Raw genomic sequence first — 14,468 nt, 5'->3', positions numbered from 1 at the left:
ACGCCCCTCCCTTACCTGGAATATCGCAGAATGCATCAACAGCCTGATCAGATCGACCGCATCGTCGCCCTCTGGAATGAAGTACGCCCCGAGCTGGACGCTTCGTCCACCCACGTGATTGGCCGCATCGTGCGGATGGAGTATTTCATTACCCGCCGTGTCCTGCAGGATCTGGCCCGCTACAACCTGAATGTCGGTGAATTTGACGTGCTGGCCGCCTTGCGCCGCCGTGGCGAGCCCTACCAGCTGTCGCCCAATCAGCTGCAAGGCATGGTGCTGATTTCCTCCGGCGCGCTGACCAACCGTATCAACCGCCTGGAAGAAGCCGGCCTGGTCACCCGCTCGCCCGACCCGGAAGACCGCCGCGGCGTGATTGTCACCTTGAGCGCCAAGGGCTTTGCCGTGATCGAAGAGGCCGTGGTCAACCATCTGGCGGCCGAGGCCGAACTGATGGAAAACCTGGATGAGGCCGAAAAAGTACAGCTAGCAGGCCTGTTGAAGAAACTGCTGCAAACGCAGGAAGACTGAACACCACGCCCACTCAATAAAAGAGCCGCCGTATGGCGGCTTTTTTATTGCTTACAGGCCAATGATCAGTAGCAGATTGGCGCCGCAGATCAATGTGAACAACAACCAGCCCACCAGTTGCATCAGCGGAGACAAGGCAAACGCACCCATGTGCTGCCGGCTGGAGGTCAAACGCAGCAAGGGCCACATCGCCAGTGGCAATTGCAGGCTGAGTACCACCTGGCTCCACACCAGCATGCGTCCCACCGCCCCCTCACCCAGCAGCAATACACCTAACAAGGCGGGCAGCAAGGCCAGGCCACGGGTAATCAACCGGCGTTGATAACATGGAATGCGGATATGCAGGAAACCGTCCATGATCACCTGTCCGGCCACCGTGCCGGTCAGCGTGGAGCTTTGCCCGGACGCCAGCAAGGCCAGGCCAAACAGCAAGGCCGCCGCACCGCCAGCCAGCGGGGTAATCAAGCGGTAAGCCTGTTCGATATCGTCCACCACCGGCTGGCCCACCGCATGGAAGGCGCTGCCCGCCAGCACCAGAATGGCCCCGTTCACCAGCATGGCCAGCAGCAGCGACACCACCGTGTCCACCCGGCACAGCGCCAGCGTATCGCGCAGGCTGTGTTTGCCGCTTTCCACCTTGCGGGTTTGCACCACCGAGGAGTGCAGGTACAGGTTGTGCGGCATGATGGTGGCACCGACAATGCCCAGGCCCAATACCACGGCCTGGTGCAAATCACCTCCCGGATTGGAAGGCAACAAGCCACGTGCTACTGCCGGCCAATCCGGCCCCACCATGAACACCTGGATGGCAAAACACAGTGCGATGGTGGCAATCAGCCCCAGCACCACGGCCTCGATCTGCCGGAAACCCTTGCCCTTCATGCCCAGCACGATGACGGTATCAAATGCCGTCAGCACCACCCCCCAGGCCAGCGGGATACCAAACAACAATTTGAATGCCAGGGCGCAGCCCAGTACCTCGGCCACATCGCAGGCAATAATCGACACTTCTGCGCTCAGCCACTGCACCACCCTGCCGGTGGGCCCGTAATAGGCGCTGCTGGCCTGGGCCAGATCCTGCCCGGTGACCAGGCCAAGCCGGGCGGCCATCAGTTGCAATACCATCGCCACCAGGCTGGACAGCACCACAATCCACAACAGGCCATAGCCAAAGCGAGAACCGGCTTCGATATCGGTCGCCCAGTTGCCCGGGTCCATATACCCCACCGCCACCAGCAAACCAGGGCCGGCAAAACGGCGCAGCCGCTGCCACCAGGGCGCGCGGGCATCAATACGGATGCTGCCTTGTACTTCAGCGGGACAAAACGGAGCGGTTGCCGTGCGGGGAAGGGAAAACATGCAAGATCCTCAAGCGAAGAGGAAAGAAAAATGCACGCTATTTGCGTGCAAAGTCTACTGACCTAAAGGCAGGTTACTACCAGCCACTTTGACTGGTACTGGCGCAGTCCAGGACCATTGTTTTTTCCAGGCACCAATCACCAGATTGGGATATTCCGGCCGACCCAGGCTGCCGTTGTAACGGCCCAGTGCGCGATAGAGATTGCCACGCTCCATGTCCAGATAATGGCGCAGGATGGTGCAGCCATAGCGCAAGTTGAGCGTGAGTTCGAACAGATTGTGCTGCGGGTTGCCGATTTGCCTTACCCAGAAGGGCATCACCTGCATCAGGCCACGGGCACCGGCAGGGGAAATGGCGTATTTGTTGAAACCGCTTTCCACCTGGATCAGGCCCAGCACCATTTGCGGGTCCAGCCCGGCGCGGGTGGCCTCGTATTGAATGGCAGTGAGCAGGTGTTCGCGCATCCAGCTGTCCGGAATACGCTTTTGCAGGCGGCGCGACATCTCGGCCAGCCAGGCCTGGCCTTCCTGCGGGGTATCAAACACCAGCCGTGGTGCGTTGACATCGGCAATGGTACGGCTCATTGCCGATGCCACATTGGCAGCCAGTGCCTCCTCGCGCTGCGCACCCGCCCGTGCTGGCGAATAGGCCAGCATGGTGGACAGGGCAAGCAGCGGCAGGAGGATTTTCATCAGGACAGTTTGGCGAGCAGATGTTCCAGAATAGCATCTGCAGCGACGGGCGTTGCCGCAGCATCACGACGCTGCTGGTACTCGACCTTGCCTTCCTTCAGGCCACGATCGCCGATGGTGACGCGATGCGGCGCGCCAATCAGCTCCCAGTCGGCAAACATGGCGCCCGGGCGTTCGCCACGGTCATCCAGAATCACGTCCACACCCTTGGCCAGCAGGCTGGCATACAGGCTGTCGGCAGCGGCCTTCACTTCGGCGGAACGATCGTAGCCAACCGGGCAGATGACCACGGCGAACGGGGCGATATTGTCCGGCCAGATCATGCCCTTGTCGTCGTGATTCTGTTCGATGGCGGCACCCAGGATACGGGTAACACCGATGCCGTAGCAGCCCATCTCGAACGGTTTCGGTTTGCCGTCTTCATCCAGGAAGGTGGCGTTCATGGCGGCGGAGTATTTGGTGCCCAGGTAGAACACATGGCCCACTTCGATGCCGCGCTGAATGGCCAGCAAACCCTTGCCGTCCGGGCTGGGGTCGCCAGCCACCACATTGCGGATGTCGGCCACTTCCGGCTCGGCACAGTCTCGACCGAAGTTGGCACCGGTGTAATGCTGGTCGTCTTCGTTGGCACCGATGACAAAGTCGGCCATCTTGGCCACCGTGCGGTCGGCAATGATGCGGCCCTTGAAGCCGACCGGGCCCAGCGAACCCGGATTGGCACCAAACGCCTCACGGATGATGGCCGGCGAGGCCATGGTCAGCGGCTTCTTGATACCCGCCACTTTTTCGGCCTTCACTTCGTTCAGTTCGTGATCGCCACGTACCAGCATCAGCACGGCTTCGCCTTCGCTGCCTTCCACCACCAGCGCCTTGACGGTGCTCTTGATGTCGATGGACAGGAAATCCACCAGCTCGGCAATGGTTTTTACCTTGGGGGTATGTACCTTGGTCAGCGCAGCGCTGGCGGCCGGGCGCTCACCGGCCGGTGCCACGGCCTCGGCCAGTTCGATATTGGCGGCGTAGTCGGAATCCGGGCAGTAGATGATGGCATCTTCGCCGGTATCGGCAATCACCTGGAATTCATGCGAGCGGTCCCCACCAATGGCGCCGGTATCGGCAGCCACTGCACGGTAAGTCAGGCCCAGACGATCAAAAATGCGGCCGTAGGCGGCATACATATTGTCGTAGCTCACACCGGCGGCTTCGGCGCTGCGGTCGAAGGAGTAGGCGTCCTTCATGGTGAACTCGCGGCCACGCATCACGCCAAAGCGCGGGCGGCGCTCGTCGCGGAACTTGGTCTGGATCTGGTAGAAGTTTTTCGGCAAGGCGCGATAGCTGCGCAGTTCGCTGCGGGCAATGTCGGTAATCACTTCTTCGGCAGTCGGCTGCAGGGCAAAGTCACGTTCGTGACGGTCCTTGAAGCGCAGCATTTCCTCGCCCATGGTGTCCCAGCGGCCCGACTCCTGCCACAGGCCGGCCGGCTGCACTACCGGCAGCGAGACTTCGATGGCACCGGCACGGTTCATTTCTTCGCGCACGATGTTTTCCACCTTGCGCACCACGCGCAGGCCCATCGGCATCCAGGAATAGATACCGGCAGCAACCTTGCGGATGAAGCCGGCACGAATCATCAGCTTCTGGCTGGTGATGTCGGCGTCGGCGGGGGCTTCTTTCAGGGTGGAAATGAAAAACTGCGATGCGCGCATGATGCGTCCTTGGTATTCGGCTAAATAGGATTGATTGTAGCGTTTTGCACCGCTGACGGGAAAGCATCCTGACAGAGCAAGCCCACAGCGTAGCTGTCCGGATCAATCGTGACGACATTGTGGCTTTCCGCCGACAAGCCCACAGGGAAAGCAGCGGGCATTGCAGCATTAGCTTGGCGCTGTCCTGACTCAGTAGTAACCTTCGCGCTCACAGGCCATACCGAATTCCGCAGCGCAACAAGACGGGAAGGAATGGCAGTTGCATGCTCAACCCACAATAGAAGTCACACACAAATCATGCAGGCTCACAATAAACAGGCCATGACCGGCCTGACGCTGGCTGCGCTGGGCGTGGTGTACGGGGATATTGGTACCAGCCCGCTGTATACCTTGCGCGAATGTTTTACCGGGCATGGCATTGCCACTACGCCTGACAATATTTTCGGCATCCTGTCGCTGATCTTCTGGTCCCTGATCTTCGTGGTTTCCATCAAGTACGTGGTGTTCGTGCTGCGCGCCGACAACCACGGCGAAGGCGGCATCATGGCGCTGATGGCGCTGGCACGGCATTATGTCACCCATGCGGCACGCTGGAAGGTGGTATTGCTGGGGCTATTCGGTGCCTCACTGTTTTATGGCGATGCCATCATTACCCCGGCCATGTCGGTACTGTCGGCGGCAGAAGGGCTGGAGGTACTCAGCCCCAGCATGCAACCTTACGTCATGCCCATCGCCATTACCGTGCTGGTTGGCCTGTTTGCCCTGCAACGCTTTGGCACGGCCAGCGTGGGCATGCTGTTTGGTCCGGTGATGCTGGCCTGGTTCTCCATCCTCGGCCTGCTGGGCATCCTGCAGATCGTCCAGGCACCCGGCATCCTGGCCGCCGTCAATCCGTGGTATGCCTACAATTTTGTCGCCCACCATGGCGTTGGGGCCTACCTGACACTGGGTTCGGTCGTGCTGGCGCTGACCGGTGCCGAAGCCCTGTATGCAGACATGGGGCACTTCGGCAAAACGCCGATCCGTCGTGCCTGGTACGGCCTGGTATTGCCCGCACTGGTACTCAATTACTTTGGCCAGGGCGCATTGCTGATGCTCAAGCCCGAAACCATCAAGAACCCCTTCTTCCTGCTGGCACCGCAATGGGCACTGCTGCCTTTGATCATCCTGGCCACCCTGGCCACGGTGATTGCCTCGCAGGCCGTGATTTCCGGTGCCTATTCGCTTACCCGCCAGGCCATCCAGCTGGGCTACAGCCCGCGCATGGAGATTTCCCATACCTCGGAAAAGGAAATCGGCCAGATCTACCTGCCCTTCGTCAACTGGGCCTTACTGGTAGCGGTGCTGGTGGTGGTGGTGATTTTCAAGAGCTCGGATAATCTGGCCTCGGCTTACGGCATTGCCGTCACCGGCACCATGCTGATCACCACCTTGCTGTTTTTCGTGGTGGCCCGTGTCAACTGGCGCTGGCCGCTGCCGCTGGCACTGGGCATTACCATCTTCTTCGGCATCATCGATACCGCCTTCTTCAGTGCCAACCTGCTCAAGCTGTTCTCCGGCGGCTGGCTGCCACTGGTATTGGGCATGATCATCTTCATGCTGATGACCACCTGGAAGCAGGGTCGCAAGCTGCTGTTCGACCGTCTGCGCGAACAGGCACTGCCGCTGGACAGCTTCATCGAAAACCTGGAAGCTTTCCCGCCCACCCGCGTACAGGGCACGGCGGTGTTCCTCACCAGCACCCTGCACGGCGTGCCGCATGCCCTGCTGCATAACCTCAAGCACAACAAGGTGCTGCACGAGCGCATCGTGCTGATGACGATCCGCACCGAGGACGTGCCTTACATCAATGAGGATTCGCGTCTGGAAGTGGTGCAGCTGTCGCCCTCGTTCTGGCGTGTGGTGGCACGTTACGGCTTCAAGGAAGACCCGAGCGTGCTGAACGTGCTGTCGCTGTGCGAGCGCGATGGCCTGGCCTTCGAACTGATGGATACGTCCTTCTTCCTGTCGCGCGAAACCATCATTTCCACCGAGCGGCCGGGTATGGCACGCTGGCGCGAACGCCTGTTCGTGTGGATGAGCAAGAACGCACTGCGTGCAACCGACTTCTTCCAGATTCCCACCAACCGTGTGGTGGAACTAGGTGCCCAGGTCGAGCTGTAGTCAAGTCACTACATCAAAAGGCAGGCTTTTTAGCCTGCCTTTTTTATTTGCCCAAGCAAAATCACCCGATGTAATCGTTTACAAATCCAATCCGGCATTCAGCTTTTTCTTTATTTATCAGGTATTTATATCAAAAATCAGGTTGCAATCAGGTTTTGATGCGGCCACTTGCAACAAAAATGGCCGCTGCGAAGCAGGCGGCCAAATGATGCAAAACGGATGAAATTTTACTATGTAGTGGCAACACTACGCCGGCAGGTCAATCCGGGCACGGACACGGGCCCAGTCAAAGAAGGGGCCAGGATCCGTCTTGCGCCCCGGAGCAATGTCCTCATGCCCGGTCATTGCCCGTAACGGCAGGTGTAGTCGCAGTTCCTCGATCAGCGCCAGCAACATCTGGTACTGGGCATCGGCAAAGGGTTCGAAATCGCAGCCTTCCATCTCGACACCGATGGAAAAATCATTACAGCGCTCGCGGCCCTGCCAGCTGGAGACCCCGGCATGCCAGGCCCGGGACTGCACCGGCACAAACTGCACCAGCTGGCCACTGCGCCGGATAAAGAAATGGGCCGATACCCGCAGCTGGTGAATGCTGGCGAAAAACGGGTCTTCGTCCGGATTCAGGCTGTTGGTGAACAACTGCTCCACGGCCTGACTGCCATAACGGTAGGGCGGCAGGCTGATGTTATGAATGACCAGCAGCTCCGGCTGGCCATGTTCGCGGGCATCACAATTGGGCGAAGGAATCTGCCTGGCTTCACGCACCCAGCCGCTGGGTTCAAGATGCAGCACCGGTTGCAAGCGGTTGGCGCAGTACAACATGCGCCACAGCACCAGGCCATCCGGCACTGTCCAGCGTTGTTGCAGGACGAAACCGGCCTTGTGGTACAGGGCAATGGCAGCCTGATTGACTTCAGCCGTATCCACGCTGACTTCGTCAGCACCGGCCAGCAGATGATTGAGCAGGCGATAACCCCAGCCGCAGGCAAAGCAGGCCGGATCCACCACGGTGCGCTCGATATGCCAGCCGCCTTGCTGACGCTTGCTTGCCACCAGCACGCCGCGCAAGGTTTCGCCCTCGAATGCACCGATCACCCGGTCGGTGCAGACCATGACCTGGTCGATATCCCGCCACAGCACGGGCAAGGCCGGATAATCCAGCCACTGCGCCTCCACCTGATGCGCTTGCAGCTGGATGCGCAATACCTCCGCGGCCAAGGCCGGGTCACTCAGCGTTACATCCTTGACGACAAAGGGAATATCCATTTCCACCTTTCGAATTGCCAATGGCGGCGTGGCCTGCATGAATGTTTCCGTCAGCGGCAGGCCAGGCGCACAATATGGCATTGTGCCAGCCTGAACGCCGGTAGCCCATTCTGTGTGATGCATTTGAGCAGAATCATGGTTTTTTGCATTGCAGCACGGCACACTCGAACCATTCTCCCAGCTTGAGGCCACCCACCATGCTTACCCTGAATGATATTGGCAACACCAGCAGCGCCAGTTTCGAACAACCGCTGGACATGCTACTGGCCTGTCATGACAAGATCCGCCGCTTTTGCGATCAACTGGACCAACTGCCTGGCTATATCACCGAACATGGCGTCAATGAGGCGGTGAAAAACACCATCGATGGTGTGATCCGTTACTTTGACGTCGCCGGCCCGGCCCACCACATCGACGAGGAGGAGGAGCTGTTCCCCATCCTGCTGGAACGCGTCCCCACGGCCGCCCCGCGCATCGAGCAACTGGAAGCCGAGCACGGCTATCTGCACTCGTGCTGGAATGCCATCCGCGACGACTTGCGCGCCCTGCGCAATGGCGAACTGGACAGCATCAGCGAAAACGCGGTGGCCGAATTCGTTCGGCAATATCGGGAACATGCAGCTTCCGAAGAGTCCTGGCTGATTCCCACTGCCGCCGCCACGCTGAACGCAGACGAGCTGCGCAATGCAGGCTTGCGCATGGCCCAGCGCCGCCAGCAAGCCTGCTGAACAACAGCCGGTGTCATAAACCAAAAAAGGATGCCATAGGGCATCCTTTCAAAACTCCTTCTCGCTTTCCGGCAGGAAAGCGAGGCTCCCTTGCAGGGCAAGGGCGGGGGGATTGGGAATAAATGGGAAGGCTGCGGAGCCCATAAGTTAACTGGAAGGCCCGGCTTTGCCGGGTCCAGTAAAAACCTACCAGATCACGCTATCAGCAGCCTGAAAGGATGCCACGAGGCATCCTTTTTTTGCTTTCAACACATCAGCTTCAGGCAGTCAGCTTCAACAAGGCAGCAAAAGCATCTTCAAACAGCTTGAGCCCGTCCTGTTGCAGCTTGTCACCCACGGCCACCAGGTCGATATCGGCCTCAGCCACGTCCAGCAGGGTGATCTGGGCCTGCTGTGCATCCTGTGGCAGGGTCAGCGCAGCAACGCCGTGGTCGCGGAAGGCGGCCAGGGTGGCATCCGGAACGGTGTTGACCGTTTCGTCGCCAATCAGGCTTTCCACGTACAACACGTCGGAATAAGCCGCATTCTTGGTACCGGTGGAAGCCCACAGCAGGAATTGCGGCCAGGCACCCGCGGCCTTCAGCGCGGCAAACTCGCTGCCATGGAAACGCTGCTGATAGCGGGCATAAGCCACCTTGGACAGCGCAATGGCCGCCTTGCCTTGCAAGGCGGCAGGCAGTTGCGGGTCCAGCAGGCTGTCCACCCGCGACAGGAAGAAGCTGGCCACCGCCTTGATGCCGCTCACCGGCTTGCCCGCAGCCAGGCGTGCACTCAGGCCGTCGATATAGGCATCCCACACGGCTTCCACTTGCGGCAGGCTGAACAGCAGGGTGATGTTGACGTTGATGCCCTCGGCGGTCAGCGTCTGGAAAGCGCGAATACCCGCTGCGGTAGCCGGAATCTTGATCATGGCATTGGGCCGGTCGATGGCGGCCCACAGGCGGCGTGCCGCGTCCAGCGTGCCCGCTTCGTCATGCGACAGGGCCGGAGACACTTCCAGGCTGACATAGCCGTCGTTGCCGGCACTGCTGCGGTATTGGTCCTGCAGCAGATCGCAAGCGGCCTGGATGTCAGGCACCACCAGTGCTTCATAGCGTTGTTCGGCATCCAGTCCCGGCTCGGCCTTCAAGCGGGTCAGGTCGGCCTGGTAGCTGGCATCGGTACTGATGGCCTTGTAGAAAATGGCCGGATTGGAAGTCACACCGGCAATGCCGTCTTCTTGCAGCAGACGGGCCAGTTCTCCCGAAGCCAGCAGCTCGCGGGACAGATTGTCCAGCCAGATGCGCTGGCCGAACGGGCGGATGGATTGCAGACGATTCATGTTGTGGTCCGGGGTCGGGAAAGTTGGCGCATAAAGAAGAACATCCTAGCGCGACTGTGCAGGCAGGCCAAGCCCATATTGCAGCGATATGCTGTCAATTTGCCGGGAAATCAGAAACTAAAACGTCATCAACAAACGGTTTAAGCATGGAGACGAAAGCCTGGTGGGCCGGATGGACCAGGTAGGCATCACGGGCGGCGGCATCGACAAACTGCACCAGCCAGCCATGGGTGAAGCCGTGTTGCAAACCTTCCGGGCTGACATCGGAGCCACCTCCCAGTGTCAGGATGCCGGGAATCTGCCGGGCCAGACCGGCAAACTGCTGGCTGATGCGGGCAATGTCCTCCGCCGTAGCGGCAGGCAGAAAGCGGATCAACACGACATGGTGCAGCATGGTCACTCCCGGATTCCATTCAGCCGCTGATTATGCTGCCTTCACCAGGTACTGACCATGCGTGCAAGTACGCAGCCTGCCGGTCAGGCCTGGTTTTCCGGCTGTGCCTCCGGCTCGGCCGAGCGCTCGCGCTGGAAAATCACACTGAAGGTACTGCCCTTGTCCGGCTCGCTGCGGATATCCAGCCGGGCGTTATGCCGTGCCACCACATGCTTGACGATGGCCAGCCCCAGTCCGGTGCCGCCATTGCCGCGCGAGCGGCCACGGTCGACCCGGTAAAAGCGTTCGGTCAGGCGCGGAATGTGCTCACGCGGGATGCCGATACCGCTGTCCTTGACCGAGAAACACAGCCGTTCGCCTTCTGCCTTCCACGACAGCACGATATCGCCGCCTTCAGGCGTGTAACGCACGGCATTGGATACCAGATTGCCAAAGGCGGAATGCAGCTCCTGCGCGCTACCCCACAGCCATTGATTGCAGCCCTTTTCCAGCCGGACATGATGGCGGCCCTGCGACAGGCCTTCGGCCTCCACCATCAGGGTATCCAGCATGTCCTGCATGTTCACTTTTTCCGCCATCACCGCCTTGGGGCTGTTTTCCAGCCGGGACAGGGTCAGCAGGTCTTCCACCAGGCTCTGCATGCGCCTTGACTGCTCCATCATCATGGGCAGGAAGTGGCTGAGGGTGGCCTGGTCGACCTCTTCCATATCGGACAGGGTTTCCAGAAAGCCACCGACCACAGTCAGCGGAGTGCGCAATTCGTGAGACACATTGGCGACAAAATCGCGATGCACGGTCTGTACCCGCTCCAGCGAGGTGATGTCGCGGCTGAGCAGCAGTTTGCGGGTGGAGTCAAACGGCACCAGTTGCACCGAAATCACCAGTTCACGCGGCTGGGTCAGCTGCAAGACCAGAGGCTGGCTGAAACTGGCATTTTTCATGTAGGCATGAAAACTGGGCTGGCGGATGAGATTGAGAATCTGGTTGCCCACATCGTGCTTGCGATCCAGGTTCAGGTGTTCCATCGCCATCGGGTTGATCCACTCGATGCGATCATTCTCGTCCAGCACCACCACGCCATCCGGCATGGCTTCACCGGCATTGATGAAGCGTTCCAGCACATTGGTGAGCTTGCGCTTGCTTTGCATCTGGCTGCGCATGGTGCGATACAGCGTCATGAACACGGTATGCCAGGCACCAAAGCCATCGGGTACCCGCTCGGCGGTGGGTTGCTCCAGCCAGCGCAGCAACAAGGCGATGTGGTACAGATGAAAACCCAGCCAGGCCAGCAGGGCGACACCGGCAGCGATCAGGCCTTCGATCGGGCCGGAGAATGCCCAGAAGGCAAGGCCGATGAAGAGGATGACAATCAGCCAGACCAGGGTACGCTGCAAGAATTCGCGCAAGTCAGCCTCACTGCTGGGTGGAGAAACGGTAGCCGGTGCCGCGCACGGTCTGGATCAGGGCATCATGGCCCGTGCTTTCCAGCGAACTGCGCAAGCGGCGAATGTGCACGTCTACCGTGCGTTCTTCAACAAATACATGATCGCCCCACACCTGGTCCAGCAGTTGCGAACGGGAATGCACGCGTTCCGGGTGGGTCATGAAAAAGTGCAGCAGGCGGAATTCGGTCGGACCCAGGTCGATGGTGTCACCATTACCGCTGACGCGATGGGTGATCGGGTCCAGGCGCAAGCCTTGCACCTCGACCGCATCGTCAGTCATCTGCGGAGCACGACGGCGCAGCACGGCCTTGATACGGGCCAACAATTCGCGCGGCGAGAACGGCTTGGTGATGTAGTCGTCAGCGCCGGATTCCAGCCCGGTAATCTTGTCCTGCTCATCGGAACGGGCAGTGAGCATGATGATGGGGATATGCTTGGTGCGCTCATCCGAACGCAGGCGCTTGGCAATATCCACCCCGGACGCACCCGGCAGCATCCAGTCCAGCAGCACCAGATCCGGCAGTGCATTGCGCACCAGGGTCAACGCAGCCTCGGCCGTGCTGGCACGCAAGACGTGATGTCCAGCCTGGTTGAGGTTAAACGCAATCAGTTCCTGAATTGCAGGCTCGTCTTCGACAAGCAGAATATTGGCAGCCATGTATCGGTCCAGTCCCGGTTTGATGATGGCAAGGATAAAAAGCAGCGATTACAGAAATATGACATTTCTTAAATAGTTGCCAAAACTTCTGCAAATCCTGTCATCCAGTGCACCACCACCCTATCTTGCCACGTAGAGCATGCCGTACCGACAAAAAAAACGGGCCTGCCGCATGGCAGACCCGGAATGGCCTTCGTCAAAAATTTGTTTGTCTGACTTGAGACCAGGGACAAAGAGATCACCAGGACAGTTTCAAACAGGTACAGGGACATGTACCCATCAGCAACGAATCCAGACAAGAACCATCACGGCGGGACAGTGCCGCAACAGCTCCGATAAGGCAGGCATTGTACGGAGCAAGAAGCCATTTCTTAATGTGGAAATATTGGAAATTTCCTGATTTAACCTTGTAAAATGGCTTTTTTGCAGCAAAAAACCTTGGAATCCAAACTTGGATAAATTCGACAAAAAAATACTGAGCAGCTTGCACGAAAATGCCCGCATCAGCTTTGCCGAACTGGCCCGACGGGTGAATCTGTCCTCCCCCGCCATTGCCGACCGGGTGGACAAACTGGAGCGGCAGGGCGTGATTACCGGCTACCGGGCGCAGATCGACCCGGCCAAGGTCGGCTTACCCATCCTGTGCATGATTGAACTGACAGTGAAGCATCTGGAGTATTACGTGGTGATTGATCGCATCCGCAGCATGCCCCAGGTACTGGAGTGTGCATCCATCACCGGCACCAGCGGCCTGATGATGAAAGTGGCGGTCGATACCATGCCCAGCCTGCAAACGCTGATTGCCCAGTTAATGCAGTTTGGCGACACCAAAACCTCCATCATCATCGACATGCCGGTTCCGCCACGCATGCCACAGCTACTGGCGGACGACTGAGCAAGGCAGGTAGCGGACGCAGCCATGACGCGGTGGGGGCAAGCCTGTCATCAGGATGGCGGAGGTGACTCTCGCGGGCGCAGATGCCCGGCCATGGGCAAAAAAATGGCCGAAGAATCATTGATTCTTCGGCCAAGCTCTTGGGAGAGACCATATAGAAGCACATCTACGAACGAAACACCCAGGCTGCCACCTTCTGACCAATGACAACCGGGTTTACTGCACCGGCTTCTCCCCGGCAGTTCTGACGCTGCCCGGGAGAACGGATTGGCTAAATCGCTTTTGCCAGATTACTTGGCAGCAGCCCAGGCCAGCGAGGTATCCAGCATGCGGTTGGCAAAGCCCCACTCGTTGTCGTACCAGGACAGTACCTTGACTTCACGACCGGCAATCACGCGGGTCAGCGTGGAGTCAAACACGCTGGAAGCCGGGTGGTGCAGGAAGTCACGCGATACCAGCGGCAGGGTGTTGACGGCCAGTACACCGGCCAGCTTGCCCTTGGCAGCAGTGGAGATCAGTTCATTCACTTCGGCCACCGTAGTGTCACGGCTGGAAGTGAAGGTGAGGTCCACCAGCGATACATTGCTGACCGGTACACGAACGGCAAAGCCGTCCAGCTTGCCTTGCAGCTTGGGCAGAACCAGGCCCACCGCTGCAGCGGCACCGGTCTTGGTAGGAATCATGGAGACAGCTGCGGAGCGGGCGCGACGCAGGTCGGAGTGGTCGGTATCCAGCAGCACCTGGTCGTTGGTGTAGGCATGGATGGTGGTCATCAGGCCACGTTCGATACCGATGGTATCGATCAGCGGCTCAACCAGCGGGGCCAGGCAGTTGGTGGTGCAAGAGGCATTGGACACCACGGTCATGGCGCTGGTCAGCACATCATCGTTCACGCCGAATACCACGGTGGCGTCGGCATCGTTGGCCGGAGCGGAAATCAGCACACGCTTGGCACCGGCTTCCAGGTGCAGCGCAGCTTTTTCACGTTTGGTGAAGATGCCGGTACATTCCAGTACCACATCCACGCCCAGTTCTTTCCACGGCAGTTCTGCCGGGTTGCGGATGGAGAGCAGCTTGATCGGCTTGCCGTTCACCACCAGGGCATCGCCTTCCAGCGCGATGGTGCCACCAAACGGGCCATGCACGCTGTCAAAACGGGTGAGGTGTTCGTGCAGTTCCGGCTTGCCCAGGTCATTAATGGCCACGATTTCGATATCGCGGTCAGCAAAACGCTCCTGCCAGGCGCGGACCACCATGCGGCCGATACGACCGTAACCATTAATGGCAACTTTCAACGTCATGATGCATCCTC

Annotated in this window: 13 protein-coding genes and 1 pseudogene; 4 read left to right on the top strand and 10 right to left on the bottom strand. The window is 59.3% G+C overall.

All coding sequences use genetic code 11. The features are described 5' to 3' along the window. The first annotated feature begins 30 nt into the window (after window positions 1-30). Window positions 31-528 (top strand): MarR family winged helix-turn-helix transcriptional regulator, encoded by a 498-nt coding sequence (locus DKK66_RS08725; protein WP_045845784.1) that lies wholly within the window; start codon window positions 31-33, stop codon window positions 526-528. A gap of 51 nt (window positions 529-579) precedes the next feature. Here the strand turns inward: DKK66_RS08725 and DKK66_RS08720 are convergent, their stop codons facing one another. From DKK66_RS08720 to DKK66_RS08710, 3 genes are read right to left on the bottom strand one after another with little or no spacing between them, the layout of a single operon-like run. Further along, the gene (locus tag DKK66_RS08720; RefSeq protein WP_131357190.1) at window positions 580-1,887 is read right to left on the bottom strand and encodes an Nramp family divalent metal transporter; all 1,308 of its coding nucleotides are present in this window, start codon (window positions 1,885-1,887) and stop codon (window positions 580-582) included. Window positions 1,888-1,941: 54 nt separating this feature from the next. Further along, on the bottom strand, window positions 1,942-2,580 hold the full coding sequence (locus DKK66_RS08715; protein WP_131357187.1) for a lytic transglycosylase domain-containing protein: 639 nt from the start codon (window positions 2,578-2,580) through the stop codon (window positions 1,942-1,944). Further along, window positions 2,580-4,286 carry a proline--tRNA ligase gene (locus DKK66_RS08710; RefSeq protein ID WP_131357184.1) on the bottom strand — a complete coding sequence of 569 codons (1,707 nt, stop codon included), beginning with the start codon at window positions 4,284-4,286 and terminating at the stop codon, window positions 2,580-2,582. The genes DKK66_RS08715 and DKK66_RS08710 overlap by 1 nt, the downstream gene beginning before the upstream one ends. A 297-nt stretch (window positions 4,287-4,583) precedes the next feature. Between DKK66_RS08710 and kup the strand changes: the two genes are divergently transcribed. Then, window positions 4,584-6,449 carry a low affinity potassium transporter Kup gene (gene kup, locus DKK66_RS08705; RefSeq protein WP_131357180.1) on the top strand — a complete coding sequence of 622 codons (1,866 nt, stop codon included), beginning with the start codon at window positions 4,584-4,586 and terminating at the stop codon, window positions 6,447-6,449. A gap of 246 nt (window positions 6,450-6,695) precedes the next feature. On the opposite strand, the gene ampD is transcribed toward kup, so the two are convergent. Then, window positions 6,696-7,271 (bottom strand): 1,6-anhydro-N-acetylmuramyl-L-alanine amidase AmpD, encoded by a 576-nt coding sequence (gene ampD / locus DKK66_RS20465; RefSeq protein WP_239689623.1) that lies wholly within the window; start codon window positions 7,269-7,271, stop codon window positions 6,696-6,698. 9 nt (window positions 7,272-7,280) lie between these two features. Then, window positions 7,281-7,562: pseudogene (locus DKK66_RS20460) on the bottom strand (GNAT family N-acetyltransferase); the annotation flags it as partial. 350 nt (window positions 7,563-7,912) lie between these two features. Between DKK66_RS20460 and DKK66_RS08695 the strand changes: the two are divergent. Continuing rightward, window positions 7,913-8,443 carry a hemerythrin domain-containing protein gene (locus DKK66_RS08695; protein ID WP_131357178.1) on the top strand — a complete coding sequence of 177 codons (531 nt, stop codon included), beginning with the start codon at window positions 7,913-7,915 and terminating at the stop codon, window positions 8,441-8,443. A 259-nt stretch (window positions 8,444-8,702) separates the two neighbouring features. Here DKK66_RS08695 and tal read toward each other — a convergent pair whose 3' ends face one another. From tal to phoB, 4 genes are all read right to left on the bottom strand, one after another. Then, the gene (gene tal, locus DKK66_RS08690) at window positions 8,703-9,764 is read right to left on the bottom strand and encodes a transaldolase (protein ID WP_045845790.1); all 1,062 of its coding nucleotides are present in this window, start codon (window positions 9,762-9,764) and stop codon (window positions 8,703-8,705) included. 94 nt (window positions 9,765-9,858) lie between these two features. After that, complete coding sequence (locus DKK66_RS08685) at window positions 9,859-10,158, bottom strand: Dabb family protein (protein WP_131357175.1); 300 nt, start codon at window positions 10,156-10,158, stop codon at window positions 9,859-9,861. A gap of 83 nt (window positions 10,159-10,241) precedes the next feature. Continuing rightward, window positions 10,242-11,564, bottom strand: coding sequence for a phosphate regulon sensor histidine kinase PhoR (phoR, locus tag DKK66_RS08680; protein ID WP_045845791.1), 1,323 nt, complete (start codon window positions 11,562-11,564; stop codon window positions 10,242-10,244). Window positions 11,565-11,571: 7 nt separating this feature from the next. Continuing rightward, a complete protein-coding gene (gene phoB / locus DKK66_RS08675; protein ID WP_045845792.1) occupies window positions 11,572-12,261 on the bottom strand; it encodes a phosphate regulon transcriptional regulator PhoB in 690 nt (229 codons plus the stop codon). 451 nt (window positions 12,262-12,712) lie between these two features. Between phoB and DKK66_RS08670 the strand changes: the two genes are divergently transcribed. Continuing rightward, window positions 12,713-13,156: an Lrp/AsnC family transcriptional regulator gene (locus DKK66_RS08670; RefSeq protein ID WP_062790046.1), complete on the top strand. Its 444-nt coding sequence runs from the start codon at window positions 12,713-12,715 to the stop codon at window positions 13,154-13,156. 290 nt (window positions 13,157-13,446) lie between these two features. Here the strand turns inward: DKK66_RS08670 and gap are convergent, their stop codons facing one another. Beyond that, window positions 13,447-14,457 carry a type I glyceraldehyde-3-phosphate dehydrogenase gene (gap, locus tag DKK66_RS08665; RefSeq protein WP_045845794.1) on the bottom strand — a complete coding sequence of 337 codons (1,011 nt, stop codon included), beginning with the start codon at window positions 14,455-14,457 and terminating at the stop codon, window positions 13,447-13,449. Window positions 14,458-14,468 lie beyond the last annotated feature (11 nt).

The sequence above is a fragment of the Aquitalea sp. USM4 genome (assembly GCF_004328945.1).
In the GTDB taxonomy this organism is placed as follows: Bacteria; Pseudomonadota; Gammaproteobacteria; order Burkholderiales; family Chromobacteriaceae; genus Aquitalea; species Aquitalea pelogenes.
This window is presented reverse-complemented; position numbering and strand designations above follow the sequence as displayed.